31 protein-coding genes and 1 tRNA gene are annotated in these 21,390 nt (G+C 67.1%); 12 read left to right on the forward strand and 20 right to left on the reverse strand.

The features are described 5' to 3' along the window. The first annotated feature begins 90 nt into the window (after positions 1 to 90). A complete protein-coding gene (locus AC07M9_RS06640; RefSeq protein ID WP_494882368.1) occupies positions 91 to 870 on the forward strand; it encodes a tyrosine-protein phosphatase in 780 nt (259 codons plus the stop codon). A gap of 16 nt (positions 871 to 886) precedes the next feature. Here AC07M9_RS06640 and AC07M9_RS06645 read toward each other — a convergent pair whose 3' ends face one another. After that, positions 887 to 1,297 carry a hypothetical protein gene (locus AC07M9_RS06645; protein ID WP_494882370.1) on the reverse strand — a complete coding sequence of 137 codons (411 nt, stop codon included), beginning with the start codon at positions 1,295 to 1,297 and terminating at the stop codon, positions 887 to 889. Positions 1,298 to 1,434: 137 nt separating this feature from the next. Here AC07M9_RS06645 and efp point away from each other — a divergent pair, with 137 nt between their 5' ends. The 5 genes from efp (at position 1,435) to AC07M9_RS06670 (ending at position 3,957) form a co-directional block, all read left to right on the forward strand. Further along, the gene (efp, locus tag AC07M9_RS06650) at positions 1,435 to 1,998 is read left to right on the forward strand and encodes an elongation factor P (protein WP_007677137.1); all 564 of its coding nucleotides are present in this window, start codon (positions 1,435 to 1,437) and stop codon (positions 1,996 to 1,998) included. Further along, entirely contained in the window at positions 1,998 to 2,402 is a 405-nt protein-coding gene (locus tag AC07M9_RS06655) for a hypothetical protein (RefSeq protein WP_494882372.1), read from the forward strand. Before efp ends, AC07M9_RS06655 begins: the two co-directional genes overlap by 1 nt. Positions 2,403 to 2,459: 57 nt before the next feature. Continuing rightward, entirely contained in the window at positions 2,460 to 3,281 is an 822-nt protein-coding gene (locus AC07M9_RS06660; RefSeq protein ID WP_494882374.1) for an inositol monophosphatase family protein, read from the forward strand. A 192-nt stretch (positions 3,282 to 3,473) separates the two neighbouring features. After that, a complete protein-coding gene (locus AC07M9_RS06665) occupies positions 3,474 to 3,806 on the forward strand; it encodes a hypothetical protein (RefSeq protein ID WP_494882375.1) in 333 nt (110 codons plus the stop codon). Between the two features lie 67 nt (positions 3,807 to 3,873). Further along, positions 3,874 to 3,957, forward strand: a tRNA-Leu gene (locus AC07M9_RS06670). An 18-nt stretch (positions 3,958 to 3,975) separates the two neighbouring features. On the opposite strand, the gene AC07M9_RS06675 is transcribed toward AC07M9_RS06670, so the two are convergent. From AC07M9_RS06675 to AC07M9_RS06710, 8 genes are all read right to left on the reverse strand, one after another. Continuing rightward, complete coding sequence (locus AC07M9_RS06675) at positions 3,976 to 4,815, reverse strand: transcriptional regulator (RefSeq protein ID WP_494882376.1); 840 nt, start codon at positions 4,813 to 4,815, stop codon at positions 3,976 to 3,978. Continuing rightward, positions 4,812 to 5,966 carry a GNAT family N-acetyltransferase gene (locus AC07M9_RS06680; protein WP_494882377.1) on the reverse strand — a complete coding sequence of 385 codons (1,155 nt, stop codon included), beginning with the start codon at positions 5,964 to 5,966 and terminating at the stop codon, positions 4,812 to 4,814. The genes AC07M9_RS06675 and AC07M9_RS06680 overlap by 4 nt, the downstream gene beginning before the upstream one ends. Positions 5,967 to 6,085: 119 nt before the next feature. Beyond that, positions 6,086 to 8,185 (reverse strand): sodium-translocating pyrophosphatase, encoded by a 2,100-nt coding sequence (locus AC07M9_RS06685; RefSeq protein ID WP_494882378.1) that lies wholly within the window; start codon positions 8,183 to 8,185, stop codon positions 6,086 to 6,088. 137 nt (positions 8,186 to 8,322) lie between these two features. After that, positions 8,323 to 9,282, reverse strand: a complete 960-nt coding sequence (thiL, locus tag AC07M9_RS06690; protein ID WP_494882380.1) for a thiamine-phosphate kinase — start codon at positions 9,280 to 9,282, stop codon at positions 8,323 to 8,325. Positions 9,283 to 9,324: 42 nt separating this feature from the next. Continuing rightward, positions 9,325 to 9,768 (reverse strand): transcription antitermination factor NusB, encoded by a 444-nt coding sequence (gene nusB, locus AC07M9_RS06695; RefSeq protein ID WP_494882381.1) that lies wholly within the window; start codon positions 9,766 to 9,768, stop codon positions 9,325 to 9,327. After that, positions 9,768 to 11,057 carry a histidinol dehydrogenase gene (gene hisD, locus AC07M9_RS06700; protein WP_494882382.1) on the reverse strand — a complete coding sequence of 430 codons (1,290 nt, stop codon included), beginning with the start codon at positions 11,055 to 11,057 and terminating at the stop codon, positions 9,768 to 9,770. The genes nusB and hisD overlap by 1 nt, the downstream gene beginning before the upstream one ends. Then, positions 11,057 to 11,713, reverse strand: a complete 657-nt coding sequence (hisG, locus tag AC07M9_RS06705; protein WP_494882383.1) for an ATP phosphoribosyltransferase — start codon at positions 11,711 to 11,713, stop codon at positions 11,057 to 11,059. The genes hisD and hisG overlap by 1 nt, the downstream gene beginning before the upstream one ends. 69 nt (positions 11,714 to 11,782) lie before the next feature. After that, positions 11,783 to 12,055, reverse strand: coding sequence for a BolA family protein (locus AC07M9_RS06710; protein WP_494882384.1), 273 nt, complete (start codon positions 12,053 to 12,055; stop codon positions 11,783 to 11,785). A gap of 40 nt (positions 12,056 to 12,095) precedes the next feature. On the opposite strand from AC07M9_RS06710, the gene AC07M9_RS06715 reads away from it, so the two are divergent. Then, positions 12,096 to 12,680, forward strand: a complete 585-nt coding sequence (locus AC07M9_RS06715) for a J domain-containing protein (protein ID WP_494882385.1) — start codon at positions 12,096 to 12,098, stop codon at positions 12,678 to 12,680. Position 12,681: 1 nt separating this feature from the next. Here AC07M9_RS06715 and AC07M9_RS06720 read toward each other — a convergent pair whose 3' ends face one another. The 10 genes from AC07M9_RS06720 to AC07M9_RS06765 all read right to left on the reverse strand — a co-directional run bounded on the left by AC07M9_RS06720 (position 12,682) and on the right by AC07M9_RS06765 (position 18,203). After that, entirely contained in the window at positions 12,682 to 13,161 is a 480-nt protein-coding gene (locus AC07M9_RS06720; protein WP_494882387.1) for a GFA family protein, read from the reverse strand. Then, complete coding sequence (locus AC07M9_RS06725) at positions 13,158 to 13,607, reverse strand: SRPBCC family protein (RefSeq protein ID WP_494882389.1); 450 nt, start codon at positions 13,605 to 13,607, stop codon at positions 13,158 to 13,160. Before AC07M9_RS06725 ends, AC07M9_RS06720 begins: the two co-directional genes overlap by 4 nt. An 11-nt stretch (positions 13,608 to 13,618) precedes the next feature. Then, positions 13,619 to 14,272 (reverse strand): glutathione S-transferase family protein, encoded by a 654-nt coding sequence (locus AC07M9_RS06730; protein ID WP_494882391.1) that lies wholly within the window; start codon positions 14,270 to 14,272, stop codon positions 13,619 to 13,621. Further along, the gene (locus tag AC07M9_RS06735) at positions 14,269 to 14,667 is read right to left on the reverse strand and encodes a VOC family protein (RefSeq protein WP_494882393.1); all 399 of its coding nucleotides are present in this window, start codon (positions 14,665 to 14,667) and stop codon (positions 14,269 to 14,271) included. The genes AC07M9_RS06730 and AC07M9_RS06735 overlap by 4 nt, the downstream gene beginning before the upstream one ends. Before the next feature lie 7 nt (positions 14,668 to 14,674). Continuing rightward, positions 14,675 to 15,163 carry a VOC family protein gene (locus tag AC07M9_RS06740; RefSeq protein ID WP_494882395.1) on the reverse strand — a complete coding sequence of 163 codons (489 nt, stop codon included), beginning with the start codon at positions 15,161 to 15,163 and terminating at the stop codon, positions 14,675 to 14,677. Beyond that, positions 15,160 to 15,786, reverse strand: coding sequence for a glutathione S-transferase family protein (locus tag AC07M9_RS06745; protein ID WP_494882397.1), 627 nt, complete (start codon positions 15,784 to 15,786; stop codon positions 15,160 to 15,162). Before AC07M9_RS06745 ends, AC07M9_RS06740 begins: the two co-directional genes overlap by 4 nt. An 87-nt stretch (positions 15,787 to 15,873) precedes the next feature. After that, positions 15,874 to 16,689 (reverse strand): VOC family protein, encoded by an 816-nt coding sequence (locus AC07M9_RS06750; protein ID WP_494882399.1) that lies wholly within the window; start codon positions 16,687 to 16,689, stop codon positions 15,874 to 15,876. Between the two features lie 2 nt (positions 16,690 to 16,691). Next, positions 16,692 to 17,063: a DUF1428 domain-containing protein gene (locus AC07M9_RS06755; RefSeq protein WP_494882401.1), complete on the reverse strand. Its 372-nt coding sequence runs from the start codon at positions 17,061 to 17,063 to the stop codon at positions 16,692 to 16,694. A gap of 3 nt (positions 17,064 to 17,066) precedes the next feature. Next, on the reverse strand, positions 17,067 to 17,747 hold the full coding sequence (locus tag AC07M9_RS06760; protein WP_494882402.1) for a glutathione S-transferase family protein: 681 nt from the start codon (positions 17,745 to 17,747) through the stop codon (positions 17,067 to 17,069). 27 nt (positions 17,748 to 17,774) lie between these two features. Next, positions 17,775 to 18,203, reverse strand: coding sequence for a VOC family protein (locus AC07M9_RS06765; RefSeq protein ID WP_494882404.1), 429 nt, complete (start codon positions 18,201 to 18,203; stop codon positions 17,775 to 17,777). Positions 18,204 to 18,281: 78 nt separating this feature from the next. Between AC07M9_RS06765 and AC07M9_RS06770 the strand changes: the two genes are divergently transcribed. The 5 genes from AC07M9_RS06770 (at position 18,282) to AC07M9_RS06790 (ending at position 21,177) form a co-directional block, all read left to right on the forward strand. After that, complete coding sequence (locus AC07M9_RS06770; protein ID WP_494882406.1) at positions 18,282 to 19,001, forward strand: winged helix-turn-helix transcriptional regulator; 720 nt, start codon at positions 18,282 to 18,284, stop codon at positions 18,999 to 19,001. Between the two features lie 83 nt (positions 19,002 to 19,084). Beyond that, positions 19,085 to 20,080, forward strand: coding sequence for a cobaltochelatase subunit CobS (cobS, locus tag AC07M9_RS06775; protein WP_494882408.1), 996 nt, complete (start codon positions 19,085 to 19,087; stop codon positions 20,078 to 20,080). Between the two features lie 261 nt (positions 20,081 to 20,341). After that, positions 20,342 to 20,554, forward strand: a complete 213-nt coding sequence (locus tag AC07M9_RS06780) for a hypothetical protein (protein ID WP_494882410.1) — start codon at positions 20,342 to 20,344, stop codon at positions 20,552 to 20,554. A gap of 33 nt (positions 20,555 to 20,587) precedes the next feature. Next, entirely contained in the window at positions 20,588 to 20,896 is a 309-nt protein-coding gene (locus tag AC07M9_RS06785) for a DUF1508 domain-containing protein (RefSeq protein WP_494882412.1), read from the forward strand. A gap of 149 nt (positions 20,897 to 21,045) precedes the next feature. Continuing rightward, positions 21,046 to 21,177 carry a hypothetical protein gene (locus AC07M9_RS06790; RefSeq protein ID WP_007677072.1) on the forward strand — a complete coding sequence of 44 codons (132 nt, stop codon included), beginning with the start codon at positions 21,046 to 21,048 and terminating at the stop codon, positions 21,175 to 21,177. Between the two features lie 20 nt (positions 21,178 to 21,197). Here AC07M9_RS06790 and AC07M9_RS06795 read toward each other — a convergent pair whose 3' ends face one another. Next, positions 21,198 to 21,353 carry a hypothetical protein gene (locus AC07M9_RS06795; protein WP_494882414.1) on the reverse strand — a complete coding sequence of 52 codons (156 nt, stop codon included), beginning with the start codon at positions 21,351 to 21,353 and terminating at the stop codon, positions 21,198 to 21,200. Positions 21,354 to 21,390: the final 37 nt, after the last annotated feature.

The raw sequence follows: 21,390 nt of genomic DNA on the forward strand, positions 1-21,390 counted from the left end.
AATCCTGTGTCCCGACCTTGCTCGAGGCGATACTAAGCATGGCTACTATCGGCAATAGCGAGACTCGGGAAAGCCATGAATGCGAACGCCGTGAACGACCGTGTCCTCGTCCTTGAGGGGGTTCACAATTTCCGCGATGCCGGTGGTTATGCCGTGGCCGGCGGGGGGCGGATGAAGCGGGGCATGATGTGGCGATCGGGCCAGCACCACGGCGCCACGGACGAAGACCTGGCGCGCATCGACGCGTTGGGCCTGGCTTCGGTGTTCGATCTCAGGACATCGAAGGAACGCGGAGCTCACCCTTGCCGCAGGCCGCAAGCCTTTGCTGCCAAAGTCTTTTTCTCGACCGATCCCGAAGTGCGTCACGCCCCGCACATCGCCGCCGCGCAGACCACCCGGCAGCGCACGGCCGAGGGTACGCGCGAAAGCCTGGTGCGCAACTACGGCGACATCTGCTTCCGGCCGGAACTTCAGGCGATGATCCGGAGCTACATCGACCGATCGGCGCAAGGCGCGGGGCCAGGGCTGGTGAACTGCATGGCGGGCAAGGACCGCACCGGAATCGCGGTCGCGATGCTTCAGGAAGGGCTGGGCGTCCACCGCGACGACATCATGGCCGACTACCTGCTCACCAACACCGCCGGTGACGTCGAGGCGCGCATAGCCTCGGGCGCGGAGACCATCCGCGTCATCACGGGGCAACTCGATGACGCGGTGCTGCGCGTGCTGATGGGGGTCGAGCCGGAATACCTCGACACCGCCTGGAAGGCGATCGAGGAGCGGCATGGCACCGTTGACGCCTACCTTGAAGACGCGCTGGAACTGGACGGCGCGAAGCGGGAGCGATTGAAGGCGGCACTGGTGGAGTGACGCCTTCGGCGCCGGGTTATTTCCGCGACGTTCTCACGCAGCGCATGTCGCCGTCGCTGCCGTCGGGTTTCACCTCGCGCAGGAAGCCGGTCGAAATGCGGTGGAGCTTCAGTCCCTTGAGTTTCCCGCCGGTCATCGTCACCTGGTCGCCCGCGAACAGGTAGCTGCCCCGGATCGCGCCGGCCTTGTAACTCGACGAATTGACGACGCGGAACTCGTAGTCGGGCATCGGCTTGCCTGCCGCGCCGCCCGCGTCGCCGGGCATCTCGCAAGTATAGGTGCCGAGCGCCAGTGTCGCGATGGCGCCGCTGGGGGCGGCGGGCGGCGCGGGGCTGGCGGCGCATCCGGCCTCTGTCAGGAGGAACGCCAGGCAGGACAGGACCGGAGCATGGCGGAAGCGGGATGGTCGGGTGAGGGTGCGCATCATGGCGATGGGCTAGCATCGGCGCGAAGCAATTGCCATGCCTCGCTGCCTCGTCTAAGGGCCCATGCTTTCCAAGGATCGTGACGGCGCCGCCGCCGGTGCGATGCTTGAGCTCTTTCCCAGTCTGAAGGCAAGAACCCATGAAGATCAGCGGCGTCGACATCCGTCCCGGCAACATCCTTGAATACGAAAAGGGCATCTGGAAGGTTGCGAAGACGCAGCACACCCAGCCCGGCAAGGGCGGTGCCTTCATGCAGGTCGAGATGAAGAACCTGATCGACGGCCGCAAGACCAACGTGCGCTTCCGCAGCGCCGACACCGTCGAGCGCGTCCGCCTCGACACCAAGGACTTCCAGTTCCTCTACGCCGAGGGCGAGGATCTGGTGTTCATGGACACCGAAACCTACGAGCAGATCTCGCTCCCTGCCGACCTGCTGGGCGACGCTGCCGCCTTCCTCCAGGACGGCATGCAGGTCCTCCTCGAAATGTGGGAAGAGCGCCCGATCTCGGTGCAGCTGCCCGAGCAGGTCGAGGCCACCATCGTCGAGGCCGACGCCGTGGTGAAGGGCCAGACCGCGTCCTCCAGCTTCAAGCCCGCCATGCTCGACAACGGCGTGCGCGTAATGGTGCCGCCGCACATCGCCAGCGGCACCCGCATCATCGTCGACGTCTACGAAAAAGCCTACGTGAAGAAGGCCGACTGATGCGCGCGGTTCTTTCTGTCGTGGCCCTTGCTGGTCTCGCTCTGGGCGCCGTTCCCGCGGCCGCCGCTGCCCCCAGGAAGGCTGCTGCGCCCAAGGCGGCTCCGGCCGCCCCCGCAGCGGCCCAGGCCGTGCAGTCCGAGCATGCGGTGCTCTACCTCAAGGTCCTGATCAGCGCGTTGCAGTCGGACGAGATCAAGCCGGAAGCCAAGAGCGCGCTTGTGGGCTGCCTCTACGAGAACCCTCTCGGCAAGATCAGCGGATCGATGGACAAGGTCTTCACCGAGAACCCCGACAAGGTTCACCGCGACAAGCCCGCCGAAGTTCTCGCCGTGCTGACCGCCGTCTGCGGCTTCAAGGGTGATCCGACCCAGCCCGCAACGGCAACTGCCCCCGCCGGGCGCTAATTCGAGGCCGGCAGGTCCCATCCGGGGGCCGCGCCGGACACAGGAGCAAATACAGTCATGGCCGCCATTTCCGGTCTCATCCGCGTCATCGAGAAGGCCGCCCGCAAGGCCGGCAACCGCCTGCGCCGCGACTTCGGCGAAATCGAACACCTGCAGGTCAGCCGCAAGGGGCCTGCGGACTTCGTCTCGAAGGCCGACCAGGCTTCCGAGCGCACGATCTGGGACGAACTGCGCGCCGCGCGGCCAGAATGGGGCTACCTCTTCGAGGAAGCCGGCGAGATCGAGGGCGACCCGACCAAGCCGCGCTTCATCGTCGACCCGCTCGACGGCACGACCAACTTCCTCCACGGCATCCCGCACTTTGCGATCTCGATCGCCGTGCAGGAGCCGCGTCTCGACGGCAAGGGCTGGGGCGAAGTGACGGCGGGCCTGATCTACAACCCGGTCACCGACGAAAGCTACTGGGCCGAGAAGGCGCGCGGAGCCTGGCTGCAGGATCGCCGCCTGCGCGTGTCCTCGCGCCGCCACCTCGACGAGAGCCTGATCGCGACGGGGATCCCCTTCGCCGGGCATGGCGACGCCGGCCAGTGGACCCGGATCTACCACGCGATGGCTCCGCAGGTTGCCGGTATCCGCCGCTTCGGCGCCGCTTCGCTCGATCTCGCCTGGGTCGCCGCAGGCCGCTACGAGGGCTTCTGGGAAGCCGACCTCAAGCCTTGGGACACGGCGGCGGGCTGCCTGCTCGTGCGCGAGGCCGGCGGCTTCGTGTCGGACTGGAAGGGCCGCTCGCAGCCGATCTGCGACACCGAGATCCTCGCCGGCAACGACGTGCTCCATTCGCGCCTCCACAAGCTGCTGGCGACCGCGCTCAAGGCCTGACGAGTCGCGCCATCGTTCCCGGTTTGACCGGGGACGATGGCCGCCGCCGTTGATTTTCCATCCTCGACGCTTGACCTGTAGGGTTCCGTTTGTCGCGCGCATGCCTCGCTTTGGCGCAGCGAGAACGATCGTCTCTGAATTGCCACGCAATCGTCTTGGTAATTTCCGCAAGCAGCATGATGATGCGGGACCATGGAACGCCATGCTTCTCATCATTGCGCCTTGGCGCTGATCTGCGCCGCGCTGCCGGCGTCTGCAGAGGCGCAGAGCGTTGCCCCCTCGGGCGCGGCCCGCTTCGACCTGAGCGCGGTCACGGGAAGGGTGCTTCCCGGATCGGGCCGCCCGACGCTGCGTTCCCAGATCATGGAAATGGAGGGCGAGGCGGGCAAGCCGGACAAGACCAAGTTGCGCCTCACCTACCAGCCCGACGACGAAGGCCCGCGTTTCGAGATCGGCACGCTCGGCTCTCGCAAGGGGGCGATGAAGTCTCGCCTTCTCCACGTCGCGATGGACTGGAACTTCTGAGCCGGGATCCCGCGATCGGGCTTGAACGGTGTGCAACTGCCGTCTAAGCGTCGCCCCGCCTGACCGTGCCCCTGTGGCGGAATGGTAGACGCGAACGACTCAAAATCGTTTGTCGAAAGGCGTGCCCGTTCGAGTCGGGCCAGGGGCACCATACTTCCCGCGTCGGCGTTCAGCCGGCGCCCAGCTTCCTTGCCATGCGCCAGCCGAGCGCCTTGGTGCGGTTGGTGGCGGGCCAGCGGCCGGGAGGCGACGGCCTCAGGCCGAGCTTGCGCATCAGTCCGTTGAACGCCCGCGCATCCGCTTCGGCGAAGCTCCATTCCGAACGCCATGTGATCGACAGCGAGACCGATGGCTCGGGGCCGTTGCGCACGAAATGCGGCGCCATGACCGGCACGTACAGTGCCTCGCCCGCCGCCAGCGGGAATTCGCGGCCGCCAGCGAGCAGGTTCTCCCGCCACTTCAGTTCTCGTCCGCCGCCGGTGTGGTAGGTTTCATGGACCTCGTCGGGCGCATAAGCCGCGTCGCCCGCTGGGAACTGGGTCATGACCTTGGAGCCGCGAACCTGCATGAGGATGTTGTGCTCGGGATCGAAGTGGTAGGGCGTCACCCCGCCCGCCGAGGTCACGAAGACGAAGCCTTGCGTCTTCAGCATCCGTCCGGTCCGTGCCTCGATGGCGGGCCGGATTTCCGACAGCAGGCCCGCCAGCAGCCCGGCATAGGCGGGGTCCTGCTCGACGTTCTTCAGCACCGCCCAGGACCGCGTCGTCTCGATGTGGCGGATCGTCTCGCCGATGGGGATGCCGGTGGGCGCGGGCTTGCCGTCCACGCCGATCGGCTGGTCGGCGGCGTTGTATTCGATCGAGGCGGCGGGCAGCGCCTCCGCCAGCCGGGCCAGCGCGTCCAGCTCCATCAGCGGATGCGCGCCCAGCGCATGGGCCAGCTTGTGTGGAACCTCGGGATAACTGGCTGCGAACGCCTCGTGCGACGAGGCTGGAAAGACGGCATTCATGGTCGGGATCCGGCAGGGTTGCGCGCCATCTCGGCGCCGACGAACCGGTGGAAGGCGGCGCGGCGCAAGCGTCCGCCGATGGCGATCGAAAGCCGGCCCACCGGGCGCCGCTCCCGCCAGAGATGGTCGATCATCGGATGGTCGGCGCTGGCGCAGCTGTCGCTCCAGGCGATGCCCGGGCGTTGCAGCATCGCCAGGTTCTCACGCTGGAGCAGCACGCCGGGCGAGAAACGGGCGTATTCCTCGGCGAAGGCGGTCTTGTACGAATAGGCGCCGGGCGGGGTCAGGAACGTCGCCAGCATGGCGAGGGGGCGTCCGTCGAGCGTGAGGGTCAGGCGTTCCAGCCGGCCCTCAGCGGCAGCGCCGTGCAGGCTTTCGCGGAACATCCGCGCGGTGCCCTCGTCGCAGGCGAGCGCGGAGCCTGCCCTGCCTTTCCAGCCCGCCTTCTCAAGCGCGAGAAACACATCGCACCAGGCGGCGATGCCATCGGCATCGGCGCGGCGCTCGAAGGCGACTTCGCCTTCCTCGGCGAGGCGGCTCGACTGGCGGCGCAGTTCCTTGCGCTTCTTGCCCGACAGCGAGGCGTCCAGATATGCGTCCGGCGCAAGGTCGGAAGCGAGCATTGCGCGGGTCTCGTTTTGGACGACTTCGACCTGACGGGCCTCACCGGCAGCCGTGGCTACCAGCGCTGCGTGCAGGGGGCCGTCCAGCACCATCCCGCGTAGATGCATGAACAGGGCCGTGCCCGGTTCGGCGTCGGCCCAACTCAACACGGCCTGCCAGAACGCCATTTCCGCGCCCTTGGCGACGAGCGGCACGCCGCAGAAGCAGTTCGCGTGGAGCCAGCTCGAAATCTGCGGCACCGGCCAGCGGTAGTAGCGACCTGCGCGGACCACCGGCAGCAGGCCGGCCAGTTCGCCGTCCTGTTCGAAGCGGAGCACCATGACTTGCCCGGTATCCGGCAGGTGGCGCAGCGAGGGCAGGAGATACCAACTCTCGAAGAAGGGATTGGGCTCGCTGGCGGCGTGTGCGAGGCGATTCCAGGCGTCGATTTCGGATTCAAGGTCGCGCCATGGCACGCAGGTCAGGCGCGAGCGTGCGGGGCGGGCAGGAGCCCGCGGCGCGATCTGGTCGTGGGCCTTGGATGCCACCTGAGCGGATTTCCCGAATGCTCGGCCGATTGCCGGTTCGAGAGACGAATAGCGGACATCCATCAAGGAAATGCTAATGTAACACGTCGTCCCCGGCCACGCCGGGGACGACGCATGGATCACCCCGCCGCCAGCGCCGCGAGCAGCAGCAGCGCGACGATGTTGGTGATCTTGATCATCGGGTTCACCGCCGGACCCGCGGTGTCCTTGTAGGGATCGCCGACGGTGTCGCCGGTGACGGCCGCCTTGTGGGCATCGGAACCCTTGCCGCCGTGGTGGCCGTCCTCGATGTACTTCTTGGCGTTGTCCCACGCGCCGCCGCCAGAGGTCATCGACAGCGCCACGAAGAGCCCGCTGACGATCACGCCCAGCAGCAGCGCGCCGAGCGCGGCGAAGCCGTTGGCGCGGCCGCCGACCCAGCCGATCACGTAGTAGACTGCGATCGGCGCCAGCACCGGCAGCAGCGAAGGCACGATCATCTCCTTGATCGCCGCCTTGGTGACGAGGTCGACCGTTCGGGCGTAGTCGGGCTTTTCCTCATAGGTCATGATGCCCGGCTTTTCACGAAACTGCGCGCGCACGTCGAGGACGACGTCGCCTGCCGCGCGGCCCACCGCCGTCATGCCCATTGCCCCGAACAGGTAGGGCAGCAGTGCGCCCAGCAGCAGCCCGACGATGACGTAGGGATTTTCGAGGCTGAAGTTCACGTGAAGCTCGGGAAAGAACTCGCGCAGGTCGGTGGTGTAGGCGGCGAACAGCACCAGCGCGGCAAGACCCGCCGAGCCGATGGCATACCCCTTGGTGACGGCCTTGGTGGTGTTGCCCACCGCGTCGAGCGCGTCGGTCCTGGAGCGCACGTCGTCGTCGAGGCCGGCCATCTCGGCGATGCCGCCGGCGTTGTCGGTGACCGGGCCGTAGGCGTCGAGCGCCACGACCATGCCGGCCAGCGCCAGCATGGCCGTCGCCGCATAGGCGATGCCCAGCAGCCCGGCGAGCTGGTAGGCGATGATGATGCCGGCGACGATGACGATCGTCGGCAGCGCCGTCGCCTCGAGGCTGATGGCGAGGCCCTGGATCACGTTGGTGCCGTGGCCCGTCTCCGAGGCCTTGGCGATCGAGCGCACCGGGCGGTAGGCGGTGCTGGTGTAGTACTCGGTGATCCAGATGATGAGGCCGGTGATGACGAGCCCCAGCAGCGCGCACCAGAACAGGTCCATGCCGGCGAAGCCCAGGTCGCCGATGGGCGCCGCCATGTCGCCCTGCTGGACGAACAAGATGCACCCGTAGATCGCCGGGATCGACAGTACCGCGGTCACCAGGAAGCCCTTGTACATGGCGCCCATGATGTTGTTGGAGGCGCCGAGGCGGACGAAATAGGTGCCGATGATCGAGGTTACGATGCAGACGCCGCCGATCAGTAGCGGCAGCGTCATCAGCGCGAGCAGATACGCGCCGAGCCCCTTCACCAGCAGCGCGGTCAGCACCATGGTGGCGCCCACGGTGACGACGTAGGTCTCGAACAGGTCGGCGGCCATGCCGGCGCAGTCGCCCACGTTGTCGCCCACGTTGTCGGCGATGACGGCGGGGTTGCGGGGGTCGTCCTCGGGGATGCCCGCCTCGACCTTGCCGACGAGGTCTGCGCCCACGTCAGCGGCCTTGGTGAAGATGCCGCCGCCCAAGCGCGCGAAGATCGAGATGAGCGAGGCGCCGAAGGCGAGGGCGGTCAGCGCCTCGACCACGGTGCGGTCGGTGCCGCCCACGGTGTGTCCGGCGATGGCGGTGAGGTACCAGAAGAACACCGAGATCGCGAGCAGGGCGAGGCCCGCCACCAGCATGCCGGTGATCGCGCCGGCGCGGAACGCCAGCGTCAGGCCCGCCTGCAGGCCCTTCTGCGCGGCGGCGGCGGTGCGCACGTTGGCGCGCACCGAGATGTTCATGCCGATGAAGCCGGCGAGCCCCGAGAGGATCGCGCCGATGACGAACCCGGTCGCCGAAATCGCGCCCAGCGTTACCGCGAGGATGACCGCGACGACGACGCCGACGACGGCGATGGTGGAATATTGCCGCTTGAGGTAGGCTTGCGCGCCTTCCTGGATGGCGGCGGCGATCTCCTGCATCTTTTCGGTGCCTGCCGGAGAACTCAGCACCTGACGACTGGTGACGAAGCCATAGACGATGGCCAGAAGCCCCAAGACAATTGCGATCGTGATCAAATTCACTGAACGCCCCCTTCCCAATGGGTTTTGTTACTCGACGGGTTTTTCCCGCTCGAGGCGGCAAGGGCTATCGTGAAGGCGGGGGGCTGGCAAGCGGGCATCTGATCCGCCGCCTTCCCGGATCAGGTCCGGGACGATGGTCAGTGTTGGTAGCCTAGCCGTTCAGGCAGCGGCATCGGATGGCCGTCGTGGACGAGCGAAAGCCCGCTGCCTTCGCCGACCGTGCCGATGGCGGTGACTTGCCGGCCCAGGGCGCTGGCGGCTTCGCGGATGAGTGCGGTATGGACGGGCGGCGCGGTGAACAGCAGTTCGTAGTCGTCGCCCACCGTCATCGCGGCGACGCGCGCCTGTAGGGAGTCTCCTGCGACGGCGAGCAGGGCGGGAGAAAGCGGCACCGTTTCGGCGTTGATCAGGACCGCAACCCCGCTTGCATCGGCGATACGGGAGGCATCGACCAGCAGGCCGTCGGATATGTCCATCATCGCATGGACCAGCGGCGCCAGCGCCGCGCCGAGGCGCGGCTCGGGCATGGGCCGGCGATAGCGCCCAGCCAGCGTGGCGACATGCTCTGCAGCGCCTTCAAGCCGATCGGAGGCAGCGGCCAGCCCCAGGCCGGCATCGCCGATCGTGCCGCTCACCCACACACGGTCCCCGACGCAGGCGGCGGTGCGGCAGGGAACGGCGCAGTCCTTCGGCCCGGTGCCCAGCGCGGTCAGCGAGAAGCTGCGCGCCGAGCCCTCGGGCATGCGCACGGTGTCGCCGCCGAGGAGGGGAATGGCGAAATGGCGGCAGGCGGCATCGAGACCGGCGAGGAACGCCCGGTCCCATTCGTCCTCGCCCAAAGCGTGGGAATAGAGGCAGCCCAGCGGCGTGGCGCCCTTGGCGGAAAGGTCTGAGACGTTCACCGCGACGAGCTTCCACGCGACGTCGCCCGCCGGATCGCCCGGCAAGTAGTGGACGCCCTCGACCAGGGTATCGAGCGTCAGCACCAGCGTTTCGCCGCCGATGGAGAGCACTGCAGCATCGTCCGCCAGCGCCCGGGCGCCGGGTGTCGTCGCTATCGCGCGCAGCGCGTCAATGAGGGCGAATTCACCGGCCATCGCGCGGTGATGCCGTCAGCGTGGCTCCAAGTCGAGTCCGCGTCAGCGAACCGACTTCGCCACCGAATCCAGCACGCCGTTGAGGAACTTCGACTCGCGCTGGTCGAAGAAGGCGTGGCAGACGTCGAGATATTCGCTGATCGCGGCGCCGGTGGGTACGTCGGCGCGGGCCATCAACTCGTACGTGCCGGCGCGCAGGATCTGCAGCATCGTCTTGTCGAGGCGCGGGAGCGACCAGCCTTCCGACAGCTTGGACGACAGCAGTTCGTCGATCTCGTCGCGGCGGGCGATCGTGCCCTTCACGACGTCGTCGAAGAACGCCACTTCGGCCTGCGCAAACTTGGCGTCGTCGATTTCCATGCCGAGGCGGTGGCGGTGGAACTCGTCGAGCAGGACCGGCAGCAGCGTGCCTTCCATGTCGAACTGGTAGAGCGCCTGGACGGCGGCGAGACGGGCGGCGGCCCGCTTTTGCTTGGAATTGGACATTATTGGCCGAGCCTTATGGAAATGGAGCGCGCGTGCGCCGGAAGCCCTTCCGCATCGGCAAGGGCGACGGCGGCGGGGCCGATGGCCTCCAGCGCCGCCTGGTCGAGCTGGATGAAGCTGGTACGCTTCATGAAATCGAGAACCGAGAGCCCCGAGGAAAACCGTGCCCGGCGCCCGGTGGGCAGGACGTGGTTGGGGCCCGCGACATAGTCGCCGACCGCCTCGGGGGTCATGCGGCCGAGGAACACCGAGCCCGCGTGGCGGATGCGGCGCATCAAAGCCTCGGGCTCGTCGGTGGCGATCTCGACGTGCTCGGCCGCCAGCGCATTGGCGAGGGCGGGGGCCTCGTCGAAGCTGGCGACGGCGATGATGACGCCGTTGTCGGTCCAGCTGGTGCGCGCCGTCGCCTGCGTCGAGAGGCCGGCGAGTTCCAGTTCCACCGCTGCGGCGACGGCATCGGCGAAGGCCGCGTCGTCGGTGATGAGGATCGACTGCGAGGTCGGGTCGTGCTCGGCCTGGCTGAGCAGGTCGGCGGCGATCCGGCGGGGTTCGTTCTTCCCGTCGGCGATGACCAGGATTTCGCTGGGGCCGGCGACCATGTCGATGCCTACCACGCCGTAGAGCTGGCGCTTGGCCTCCGCGACCCACGCGTTGCCGGGGCCGGTGACGACGTCAACGGGCGCGATCCGGTCGGTGCCGTAGGCGAGCGCGGCGACGGCATGGGCGCCGCCCACGCGCCACACTTCATCGACGCCGGCAAGGTACGCGGCGGCGAGGACGAGGGGGTTGACCTCGCCGTTCGGGGTCGGGGTGACGACGGCCAGCCGCTCGACGCCCGCGACCTTGGCGGGGATCGCGTTCATCAGCAACGACGAGGGATAGGCGGCGCGGCCGCCCGGTACGTAGAGCCCGGCCGCGTCCACCGCGTTCCAGGTGGCGCCGAGGCGTACGCCTGCGGCGTCGGTGTAGTCGCGGTCCTCGGGAAGCTGGGCTTCGTGGTAGGCGCGGATGCGGGTGGCAGCGAGTTTGAGAGCCTCGCGCAAGGTGGGATCGAGCGCGTCGAACGCGGCCTTGCAGGCCTCGGCGCCGACCTGCCAGCCGGTCACGTCGAGATCGTGGTGGTCGAACTTGGTGGTGTATTCGGCCAGCGCATCATCGCCCCGCTCGCGGACGGCCTGGATGATCGCGGCGACGTCGGCGGCGACGTCCACCGCGCTCTCGCGGCGGTCCGATACCACGCGGGTGAAGGCCTCCGCGAAGTCAGGATCGCTGCTGGACAGACGCAGCATCAGGCGGCGACCTGCTCTTGCGCGACGAGCGCGCGGAAGGCTTCGACCAGCGCGGCGACGCGGTCGTCGGTCTTGAGTGCGGCGCGGTTGACGATCAGGCGCGCGGAAATGTCGAGGATGCGGCTCGTCTCGACGAGGCCGTTCTCCTTGAGCGTGCGGCCTGTGGAGACGAGGTCGACGATGCGGCTCGAAAGGCCGAGCGAGGGCGCCAGTTCCATCGCGCCGTTCAGCTTCACCACTTCGGCCTGCACGCCCAGCTTCTCGAAGTGGCGGCGGGTGAGGTTGGGGTACTTGCTGGCGATGCGCAGGTGCGATGGCAGCGCGCCGCCGGTCTCGCCCACGGGCTCCGCCACCGAGAGGCGGCAGTGGCCGATCGCGAGGTCCACGGGCGCGTAGAGGTCCGAGTACGCGAACTCCTCGACCACGTCCGAACCGACGATGCCGACTTGCGCGGCGCCGTGCGCGACGAAAGTCGCCACGTCGAAGGCGCGCACGCGGATCAGGCGCATGTCGCTGTTTTCACAGGCGAACGAGAGTGCGCGCGATTTCTTGTCGTGGAACTCCGCCTCGGGCCGCACGCCGGCACGCGCCATCAAGGGCAGCGCTTCGTCAAGGATACGGCCCTTGGGCACGGCGAAAGTCAGAGGTGTCGGCATGGTGCGCGCATTTAGGCGCGGGAAGCGCAAAGGGCAACCGTGAAGGCGGGGGCGGTGAAAGCTGCCGGATTATTCGCCCGGAGCGCGCGCCTTGATCGCCACCGCATGGACGCGGTTGCCGGGGATGTCGCCGAGCGCGGCGTTGACCAGGCGTTGGCGCTGGAGGCGCGAGACGCCGGCGAACTGGGGGCTCTCGATCAGGATGGTGAAATGCGATTCGCCGCTGCCGTCGTCGCCGCTGTGGCCGCGGTGGGTGGCGGAATCGTTGACCACGTCGAGCGCGGTGGGGGCGAAGGCAGCGGTCAGCAATTGACGCATTTCGAGTGCAAGTGGTCCGGTCATGGGCTTCACAATAGGCGTTCGATCGCCCATCTGGAAGCCGGTGAGACAGCATAGATTTCATGGCAGGGTCGAGTCCGGCGGTCGCGAGTGCGCCTGGCCGGGGTGCGGGGAGGCCGGCGAGTTCCGCGCGCCGGGCGGTCGGCCCTCGGGTTTCGACGGTCCGGGCGACTACCGCTGGTTCTGCCTCGACCACGTTCGCGCGTTCAATTCGGGCTACGACTACTTCGACGGCATGGACACCGAGGAGATTCTGCGCGCCCAGTCGCCGCTGCACGGGTGGGAGACGCAGAGCCGCGCCTTTCGCCCGGACGGCGGCGTCGACGGAGTGCCGCGCTGGGCCGACTTCGCCGATCCGCTGGAGGCGATCCAGGCCCGGGCTAGGAGCCACCTGAACCGGCGCCGGGCCGAGATGAAGCCCGAGGCCGTGCGCTTCTCGCCGGACGAGCGGCGCGCGCTCGAATTCCTGGGGCTGGACACGGACATCGACCGCAAGACGCTGCGGATGCGCTACACGCGACTGCTGCGCCAGTATCACCCGGACCACAACGGCGGCGACCACAGCCATGCCGCGAAACTGCAAGCGGTGGTCGAGGCCTACCAGGTGCTGAAGAAGGCTTTCGACTGAGCTAGCGGCCCATCAAGGCGCCCCAACGGGCCGCGCCGTCCTCGCCATAGATGCGGGGCACGTCCTTGCCGGAATAGAAATGTTCGAAGCATTCCGATCCCGGCGGGATTTCCACCCAGGGCTGGCGGCTGCTCGTGAAGACATGGACGTCGGGCGGGCAGGCAGCCGGATCGTCGAGCGTACCGACGCGGACGAAGCTCGCGCCCTCGCCGGCGCCGCCGTAGTGGCTCCACATCGCGACCTTGCACGAGGGGCAGCGCAGGACGGTCTGGCCCTTGCCGCTGTCGGAAGGCGTATCGACATGCTCGGGCGCGGCGCCGAGCACTTCGATCCGCTGGGTCTCGATCACCGCGTTGAGCGCGAATGCGCTGCCCGACTCGCGCTGGCAGGAGCGGCAGTGGCAGCAGTTCACGACGATCGGGGCAGCGAGCAGGCGATAGCGGACCTCGCCGCAGGCGCAGCCGCCTTCCAGCGCGGTCATTTCGATTCCTTCTCGCAGATCGCCGCGAGTTGTTCGGCGCAGGCGGCCCAGCCTTCGGTGAAGCCCATTTCGGCGTGCTGCTTCATGGTTTCCTCGGTCCAGTGGCGGGCGGTGGCGGTGTAGCGTGTGCCTTCGCCTTCGGGGGCAATTTCCCAGATGCCGATCATGAAGGGGCCGTTGGGCTGGAAATCGTCGACGACCGCGTCGGTGGTGATGAAGCGGCGGCCTTCGTCGAAGGCAAGGTAGATGCCGTTCTGGGGCGCGACTTCGCCGTCGGGGCCGAACATCGTCATCTTGCAGACGCCGCCGGGGCGGCGGTCCTGCTCGTCGACTTCGGCGCGCCAGGGGACGGGGCACCACCATTCGTTCTGCCGCTCGGCGAGGACTTCCCAGACCTTTGCGGGAGGCGCGGCGATGAAGCGGGTGATCGACAGTTCGTTGGACATCGTTCTCTCCTTCAGTCGCGGTCGGGTGCGCCGAGCGGGAAGCCGGCGCGGTAGGGGCGAGCGGCCTCGACGCAGGCGGCGACCGGAGGCAGGCTCAGCAGGTGGGCGCGCCAAGCGCGCAGGCGGGGCAGCATCTCGGGAATCGGATGGACCCAGTCGGCGTAGAACAGCGCGGGCGCGGCGGCGCATTCGATCAGGGTGATCTGGCCCTGCGCCGGGTAGAACTGCAGCCAGCCCTCGAGCCAGGCATAACTGCGGTCGAGCCGGGCGCGGGCTTCCTCGACGCGGGCCATGTCGGGGTTCTCGGCGTCGCGCAGGTATTCGTTCACGACCTCCTGCATCGGGCCCATGACGTAGTTGTCGAACACCCGGTCGAGCATCCGCATGCCGATCGCGGCGTCGGCGTCGGAGGGCAGGAGCACGTCGGTGCCGGCGTGGTGCTGCGAGAGGTATTCGATGATCGAGCTGGCCTCGAACAGCAGGTTCTCGCCGTCGCGCAGGACGGGGAACTTGCCCTGCGGTCCGGCCGACTGGATCACCGCCGCATTTTCGGGGTGATCGGGATCGACGATGTGGAATTCGTAGTCGAGCCCCGCAGCCTGAAGCGCAATCTGCGCCTTCCAGGTGTAGGACGAGAAGGGGTGGCCGTAGAGCGCCAGGGTCATGCGTCGTTCTTTCCGGGGAAGCCGCCGTAAGGCACGGTCAGCGCTTCGAGGATGTGGCCGTCGGGGTCCTCGAAGTAGAAGCCCCGGCCGCCGTCGTTGTGGTTGATCTCGCCCGCGCGGCTGCGGGCAGGGTCGGCCCAGAAGGTCAGGCCGCGCGCCTCGATCCGCGCGAGTATGCCGTCGAACGCAGTTTCGTCGACCAGCATGGCGTAGTGCTGCGGCGATACCGGCTTGTCCCGCTCGGCAAAGTCGAGCGAGACGCCGTTGGCGAGCTTCACCACGCGGAAATGGTACAGGTCTACCGGCTCGGGCAGGCCGTAGATCTCCGCGAAGAAGTCCGCCGAGACATACCGGTCGCGGCACCAGATGATCGTGTGGTTGAACTCGACCGTCATGCGCGACTCAGGCGGCTGCCACCGCCGCCTCGATCGCCGCGATGTCGATCTTGCGCATCGTCATCATCGCTTCCATCGCGCGCTTCGCGGCCTCCCTGTCGGGATTGGACATGGCATCGGTGAGGGCGCGCGGGGTGATCTGCCAGTTGAGGCCCCACTTGTCCTTGCACCAGCCGCACTGGCTTTCCGCGCCGCCGTTGCCGACGATGGCGTGCCAATAGCGGTCGGTCTCCTCCTGCGTGTCGGTGGCGATCTGGAACGAGAACGCTTCGGACTGCGGGAACTGGTCGCCGCCGTTGAGGCCGATACACTCGATGCCCATGACCGTGAACTCGACGACCAGCACGTTGCCTTCCGAACCGTCGGGGTAGTCGGCGGGGGCGCGCTGGACGGAGTCCACCGTAGTTTCGGGGAATACGCTTGCGTAGAAGTTCGCCGCGTCCTCCGCGTCGCCGTTGTACCACAGGCAGACGCGGGCCTTTGCCTCTCCGCTCATTTTTTCATCTCCTCTATCAGCTTGCCGTCGATGGCCTTTGCGGCCTTGTAACCGGGGCGGGCCTGGCAGCGCTCGGCATAGCCGACGAGCGAGGGCAGGGGCGGCATGATCCCGAAGGTCAGGCCCCAGTCGATCGAGCTGCCGACATAGACGTCCGCCATCGTGAAGCGGTCCCCGCAGACCCAGGTGTCGGCGGTCAGCTTCTCGTCGATGGTGTGGATGGTGCGGTCGAAGCTGCCCCAGCCGGCCAGCATCTCCTGCTCTGGCTTGGGCTCGAACTTGAGCGCGCGAGAGGTGATCGACTGCTCGATCGGGCCGGAGGCGAAGAGCGACCAGCGGTAATAGTCGGCCATCTCGCCGTCGTTGGGCAGCAGGCCCGCTTCGGGGTGCATCTCGGCGAGGTAGAGGCAGATCGCCGCCGCCTCGGTCACCACGCGGTCGCCGCCATCCGCGTGGTGGACGATGGTGGGCACCTTGCCCATCGGGTTGGCCTTGAGGAAGGAGTCCGGCTTGTCCTTCCAGTCGATCAGCACCTGCTCGTAGTCGGCGCCCACTTCATGCAGCGCCCAGCGAGCGATCTGCCCGCGCGACATCGGGTTCGTGAAGAAGGTGTAGTCGGCCATCGGCGTTCTCCCTCGTGGGTGTGAATGCGCGGAACATTGATGGAACATGCGGGCGGCGTCAATCACCGCCCGCATGTCGTGAACATGTCAGCCGGCGCGTGGGCCGACCAGTCCGAAGTAAGCGCCCTGTGGATCGAAGGCGTGGACGGTGTACTCGCCGGTCGGGATCTGCATGGGCTCGCCTTGCGGCTTGCCGCCGCCGTCCTTGACCGCGGCGAAAGCGCGGTCGATGTCGTCGACGCCGATGTAGTAGGTCCAGCCCGCGACCGGCATGAAGTCGGCTTTCTTCATCACCGCGCCTATCCCGATGTCGCCGAGCTGGAGGAAGCGGTATTCGCCGAGCGGACCCATCGGCATGCCGCCCTCCTGCTTCCAGCCGAAGTGCTTCTTGTAAAAGGCGACGGCGGCCTCGTCGTCAGAGGTGACGAGTTCGTTCCAGCGGATTGTCTGCGGTTTTTCGACCGAGAACACGTCGCTCGTGGCGTCGGGATCGTCAGCCGGCGGCTCGGGGGTCATGAGGTAGAATGCGGCGCCCTGCGGGTCGGTCACCATGGCGAAGCGGCCGACGCCTTCCATGGTGGTGGCGGGGACGTGGATCTGCCCACCCTCGGCGACGATCTCGGCGGCCTTGGCGTCCACGTCGGGGACGTAGATGTACCCGAGCCATCCCGGCGAGGCGCCCTGGCCGATCATCTCGTCGTCGAGAGCGAAGACGCCGCCATTGTAGCCGCAGCCCGCGCCGCCGCCGTCCAGCCGCTCGATCATGCGGTAGTCCATGCCCGCCTGGGGCATCTCGTTGGCGCCGATCCTCCAGCCGACGACGCTGCCATAGAACGCGGAAGCCGCGTCCGGGTCGCTGGTCATAAGCTCGTACCAGATGAAACTGCCGACAGGATTGCCCATGGCTATTCTCCGAGAGTGACGATGGGCGTGAAGCCGCCGTAGATCATGCGCATGCCGTCGAAGGGCATCGGGTTTGTCTCGGGGTCCATGCGCGGGTCGGTCTTCATGACGTCCATGACCTCCGCCATGCCCTTTTCACGGGTTTCCTTGTCGGGCCATTCGATCCAGCTGAAGACCACCGCCTCGTCTTCCTTGCACTCGACCGCACGGAAGAAGTCGGTCTGCTTGCCCTTGGACACGTCGTCCTGCCAGCACTCGAGGATGCGGGTGGCGCCGTGGTCCATGAAGACCTGGTCACCCATCTTCGCATGCTCGATGAACTTGTCCTTGTTCGCCTTGGGGACGGCGATCACGAAACCATCGATATAGGCCATGATTCAGGCTCCTTCCTTCTGCTTGCTGGGTTCGTTTTCGGCAAAGGGCGCGAGCTGGGCTTCCAGAGCGCGCTGGAATGCGGGGCGGGCGATGGCGCGTTCCACGTAGGCGGCGAGCTTGGGCCGCGCCTCGAGCAGCGCCGGGTCGGGCAGGCCGCGCAGGATCGTGGCCATGGCGATGTCGGCGATCGAGAACGCGCCTGCCAGCCATTCGTCGTCGCCCAGCGCGGTCTGCAGCCGGTCGAGCCTGCCGCCCAGCGCTTCCATCAGCGAGGGCTTGCGCAGTTGCGCCCACTCTTCCTTCCGGGAGATGGTGCAATTGACCAGTTCCATCACGGAAGGCTCGACGGAGTTGAACGCGGCCAGCAGCCAGCTCAGCACCGCCGCGCGCTCCTGCGAGCCGATCGGGGGCAGGGCGCCCGCCTTCTCGGCGATGTGGATGAGCGTGGCGCCGCTTTCGAACACGCCGACCTCGCCGTCGCGCACGTAGGGCACCTGGCCCCAGGGCTGGTCGGTGAAGTACCACTCGGGCCGCTCCAGCGCGCTGATGAGGCGCACCTTGTAAGGCAGCCCCCATTCCTCGCAGGCCCAGCGCGGGCGCAGGTCGCGGACGTGGCCCTGCGCGAAGGAAGGCACCCACTCGAAGGCGGTGATTTCCAGGTCGGCGTTCGGATCGATCGGCATCGTCTCTCTCCCGCTTGTGTCTTGGGTTCAGGCTACCGCGGGGACTTCGGATTCTCCCGAGGCGACCGCCGGGTCCATCCACATCGCTTCCCAGAAATGCCCGTCGGGGTCGGTGAAGCTGCGGCTCATCATGAAGCCATGGTCGGATGGCGGCGCGATGTCGGCGGTGCCGCCGTGCTTGCCGGCGCGTTCGTTCATCGCATCGACTTCGGCGCGGCTGTCGCAGGCGAGGCAGAGCATCACTTCGCTCGAGCCCGAATCCGGGATCGGCCGGTCGGTGAAGCCCTTCCACTTCGCGTGGCTGAGCACCATCACGTAGATCGCCTCGGACCAGACCATGCAGGCAGCGGTCTCGTCGGTGAAGCGCGGCTCGTTGACGAAGCCGAGCCCGGTGTAGAACGCCTTGGCGCGTTCGACGTCGGCGACGGGCAGGTTCACGAATAGCATGCGGGTCATCGTGGTCTCTCCTCAACGGGCGTCTTCGGCGAATCGCCCCTTGCCCAACGGTGCCCATGGTGGTAACTAAAAGCAACCATGAAGTTACAAAAAGAAACGAGTCGCGCGAAATCCACTACGGACGGTGATCCTCCGCGCACCCATGGCCGCTGGTACGGCGATGCCTGCGGAGCGGCCTTCGCCATGGAACTCATCGGTGAGCGCTGGTCGTTGCCGATCATACGCGAGATGATGCTCGGTCCGCGTCGTTTCGGTGAAATCCGCGCCGAACTGCCGGGCCTGAGCGCCAAGACGCTGACCGAGCGGCTGGAGAGCCTCGAAGGCACCGGTATCGTCCGGCGCGAGACGCTGCCGCCGCCCGCCTCGGTGCAGGTCTACCGACTCACCGAGTGGGGCCTGGCGCTCGAACCCGTGATGCAGGAGCTCGGCCGCTGGGCGGTCCGATCGACGCTGCACGATCCGACGCTCCCGATCACGCCAGTCTCGCTGATGCTCTCGCTGCGCACGATGATCGTGCCCGGGCGGATCGGCGACATGACCCTGACGGCGGCGCTGGAGGTGGGGGTTGCGCACTTCACCGCTCGACTCGGCGGCGGAGAGCTGCTCATCCATTCCGCCCGCGATGGCGACCCCGCGCCCGACCTGCGCTTTACCGCCGAGGGAGGCTTCCCGTTCCTCGCGGTGTTCTACGGCAAGTGGCCGGCCGACGAGGTCGGGCTGCGGATCGAGGGTGATGCGGAACTGGCGCAGAAGTTCGTCGATCTGTTCAGCCTGCCGCCCAAAGTGCATGCCGACTGAGGTTCGCTCCACCCCTCCAAACGACCAGCCCCGTCCAAACCTTATTGCGATGCAGCGCCCCGTCCATTAGGCGAGAGCCTGCAATGACAGAATCCAAGAACATCACCGCCGAGAACCGCGACGCCACCGTGCTGGCCGCTCCCGACATCGAAGTCGACGTGCGCGAAACCTTCGGGATCGACATCGACTGGAAGGTCCCGGCCTTCTCGGTCGCTGACGAGCGCGTGCCCGACCTCGACGAGACTTACGTGTTCGACCCGGACACCACGCTCGCGATCCTGGCGGGCTTCGCCTACAACCGGCGCGTGATGGTGCAGGGCTACCACGGCACCGGCAAGTCGACCCACATCGAGCAGGTCGCCGCGCGCCTCAACTGGCCGTGCATTCGCATCAACCTCGACGCGCACATCAGCCGCATCGACCTGATCGGCCGCGACGCGATCGTCCTGCGCGGCGGCATGCAGGTGACCGAGTTCCGCGAGGGCCTGCTGCCCTGGGCGCTCCAGCACCCGGTGGCGCTGGTGTTCGACGAGTACGACGCGGGCCGCCCCGACGTGATGTTCGTGATCCAGCGCATCCTCGAGACCGAGGGCAAGCTGACCCTGCTCGACCAGAACCGCGTGATCCGCCCCGACAAGCACTTCCGCCTGTTCGCCACCGCCAACACGGTGGGCCTTGGCGACACGTCCGGCCTCTATCACGGCACCCAGCAGATCAACCAGGGCCAGATGGACCGCTGGAACCTGGTGGTCGCGCTCAACTACCTGCCCGCCGCCACCGAGGCCGCGATCGTCGCCGCCAAGGTGCCGCAGATGGACGCCGGCATCATCGCCAACATGGTCAAGGTCGCCGACTTCTCGCGCCAGGGCTTCATGAACGGCGACATCTCGACGGTCATGAGCCCGCGCACGGTCATCACCTGGGCGCAGAACGCGGTGATCTTCAAGGGCGACGTCGGCTTCGCCTTCCGCCTCTCGTTCCTCAACAAGTGCGACGAGACCGAGCGCATGCTGGTGGCCGAATACTATCAGCGCGTGTTCGGGCAGGACCTCCCGGAGAGCATCGTCGCCAAGGCCTGATCGTTCAGGATTCCATTGCGGACTGAAGGGGCGCTTTCGGCAACGGCAGCGCCCTTTTTCGTGGCCATGGTCCGTTGCGGTGTCCTTGACTATTACTTGATCGCGCCTATCGTCGGCTGATCGAGGACATTCGCTTTTGTAGGCAGTCTCTCGACTGAGAGACGCTTGTGCTCCCGCTTACCGGTGGAGCAACGCGATGATCTTCGACATTTTCTGGTTTGATATTTCGCCTGTTCGGGTTGCAGCCTGATGAGCCGCGCCATGAACGTGACCCTTCCCGAAGCGGAAGTTGTCGCCCTGTGCGAGAAATTCGCCGTTTCGATCAGCGCGATCGAGCCACTGCCCTCGGGTGGAACCCACCTTGTCTGCACCCGCAGCGAAGGCGCTGACGAGATGCGCGTGAAGATGAAGGCGCACATCGTCGAGGGCGTCGTCAGGCGCTTCCCGTTCTATCGCGCCAGGGGAGCCTGGTAGGTCCAACTTGCCTTTTGATGAAAGGATCGCGCCGTGGGAATACAATCACGCCTGACCATCCGTTCCGGCAAGGAAGACAGCCCGCCTTCCGGACGCCTTGAAGCCGATCGCAACAAGGCGCAGAACGATGTCTCGTCCGCACATTTCGACATCTACCGCTCCGAATGCGTGAGCGTGACGTCCACCCTGTTCACCGGCGGTGACTGGCACTGGCGCCTGATGTCCGGCGCGGGCCTCGTCCTTGTCGACTGCGGCGGCTACCGCGAGCAGGCCGATGCCTCTGCGGCGGTGGAACATGTGCGCAGCGAAGCATGGTCGGCCACGGTCTCGACGTGCGCATAGGCGGCCACCTGATTTGTAATGGGGTGCGCCTACAATTCGTGCGGCGCCGGGGCGCATCGGTGGTACGGCGGTCCATCGCGAGATTGGGATACCAAGCGTCTCGCGGCTGAGGGATGCGAAGTGCCCCCGCTTGAAGCAGGAGCACCACCATGGCCAAGTCACAGAAGCGCACCACACGCGAAGTCCGCAAGCCCAAGGCGACCAAGACCAAACCGGCGCCTAATGCCATCGGCATATCGCCCGTCATGGCGGTTACCCGCAAACCGACCGAAAAGCTCTGAGGCTGACGGGACGGGCGTGGTCAGAGCGGCGTTGCCGTCACCACCATCCGTCCCAGGTTGACCGGCCGGTCGGCGCCGATGATGGCGGGCTTCGGCTTCGCGGGCATCGCGGCGACGCCGGAAAGAGCGCCGCAGGATAGGGCAAGGGCTGCGAGGGCGGGAAGCAGTCGGGTCATGCGGGGAACCGTTCGTCTGTGTTTCGGACGATCCCCG

The organism is Novosphingobium sp. GW821-FHT09E05 (genome assembly GCF_059416165.1).

What these genes read in the sequence shown, in the direction of transcription:
- AC07M9_RS06645 (WP_494882370.1), bottom strand. Translation starts at nt 1,297, where the DNA reads ATGATGCGCACCCTCACCCGACCATCCCGCTTCCGCCATGCTCCGGTC.
- efp (WP_007677137.1), top strand. Translation starts at nt 1,435, where the DNA reads ATGAAGATCAGCGGCGTCGACATCCGTCCCGGCAACATCCTTGAATAC.
- AC07M9_RS06655 (WP_494882372.1), top strand. Translation starts at nt 1,998, where the DNA reads ATGCGCGCGGTTCTTTCTGTCGTGGCCCTTGCTGGTCTCGCTCTGGGC.
- AC07M9_RS06660 (WP_494882374.1), top strand. Translation starts at nt 2,460, where the DNA reads ATGGCCGCCATTTCCGGTCTCATCCGCGTCATCGAGAAGGCCGCCCGC.
- AC07M9_RS06665 (WP_494882375.1), top strand. Translation starts at nt 3,474, where the DNA reads ATGGAACGCCATGCTTCTCATCATTGCGCCTTGGCGCTGATCTGCGCC.
- AC07M9_RS06675 (WP_494882376.1), bottom strand. Translation starts at nt 4,815, where the DNA reads ATGAATGCCGTCTTTCCAGCCTCGTCGCACGAGGCGTTCGCAGCCAGT.
- thiL (WP_494882380.1), bottom strand. Translation starts at nt 9,282, where the DNA reads ATGGCCGGTGAATTCGCCCTCATTGACGCGCTGCGCGCGATAGCGACG.
- nusB (WP_494882381.1), bottom strand. Translation starts at nt 9,768, where the DNA reads ATGTCCAATTCCAAGCAAAAGCGGGCCGCCGCCCGTCTCGCCGCCGTC.
- hisD (WP_494882382.1), bottom strand. Translation starts at nt 11,057, where the DNA reads ATGCTGCGTCTGTCCAGCAGCGATCCTGACTTCGCGGAGGCCTTCACC.
- hisG (WP_494882383.1), bottom strand. Translation starts at nt 11,713, where the DNA reads ATGCCGACACCTCTGACTTTCGCCGTGCCCAAGGGCCGTATCCTTGAC.
- AC07M9_RS06710 (WP_494882384.1), bottom strand. Translation starts at nt 12,055, where the DNA reads ATGACCGGACCACTTGCACTCGAAATGCGTCAATTGCTGACCGCTGCC.
- AC07M9_RS06720 (WP_494882387.1), bottom strand. Translation starts at nt 13,161, where the DNA reads ATGACCGCGCTGGAAGGCGGCTGCGCCTGCGGCGAGGTCCGCTATCGC.
- AC07M9_RS06725 (WP_494882389.1), bottom strand. Translation starts at nt 13,607, where the DNA reads ATGTCCAACGAACTGTCGATCACCCGCTTCATCGCCGCGCCTCCCGCA.
- AC07M9_RS06730 (WP_494882391.1), bottom strand. Translation starts at nt 14,272, where the DNA reads ATGACCCTGGCGCTCTACGGCCACCCCTTCTCGTCCTACACCTGGAAG.
- AC07M9_RS06735 (WP_494882393.1), bottom strand. Translation starts at nt 14,667, where the DNA reads ATGACGGTCGAGTTCAACCACACGATCATCTGGTGCCGCGACCGGTAT.
- AC07M9_RS06740 (WP_494882395.1), bottom strand. Translation starts at nt 15,163, where the DNA reads ATGAGCGGAGAGGCAAAGGCCCGCGTCTGCCTGTGGTACAACGGCGAC.
- AC07M9_RS06745 (WP_494882397.1), bottom strand. Translation starts at nt 15,786, where the DNA reads ATGGCCGACTACACCTTCTTCACGAACCCGATGTCGCGCGGGCAGATC.
- AC07M9_RS06750 (WP_494882399.1), bottom strand. Translation starts at nt 16,689, where the DNA reads ATGGGCAATCCTGTCGGCAGTTTCATCTGGTACGAGCTTATGACCAGC.
- AC07M9_RS06755 (WP_494882401.1), bottom strand. Translation starts at nt 17,063, where the DNA reads ATGGCCTATATCGATGGTTTCGTGATCGCCGTCCCCAAGGCGAACAAG.
- AC07M9_RS06760 (WP_494882402.1), bottom strand. Translation starts at nt 17,747, where the DNA reads ATGCCGATCGATCCGAACGCCGACCTGGAAATCACCGCCTTCGAGTGG.
- AC07M9_RS06765 (WP_494882404.1), bottom strand. Translation starts at nt 18,203, where the DNA reads ATGACCCGCATGCTATTCGTGAACCTGCCCGTCGCCGACGTCGAACGC.
- AC07M9_RS06770 (WP_494882406.1), top strand. Translation starts at nt 18,282, where the DNA reads ATGAAGTTACAAAAAGAAACGAGTCGCGCGAAATCCACTACGGACGGT.
- cobS (WP_494882408.1), top strand. Translation starts at nt 19,085, where the DNA reads ATGACAGAATCCAAGAACATCACCGCCGAGAACCGCGACGCCACCGTG.
- AC07M9_RS06780 (WP_494882410.1), top strand. Translation starts at nt 20,342, where the DNA reads ATGAACGTGACCCTTCCCGAAGCGGAAGTTGTCGCCCTGTGCGAGAAA.
- AC07M9_RS06790 (WP_007677072.1), top strand. Translation starts at nt 21,046, where the DNA reads ATGGCCAAGTCACAGAAGCGCACCACACGCGAAGTCCGCAAGCCCAAG.
- AC07M9_RS06795 (WP_494882414.1), bottom strand. Translation starts at nt 21,353, where the DNA reads ATGACCCGACTGCTTCCCGCCCTCGCAGCCCTTGCCCTATCCTGCGGC.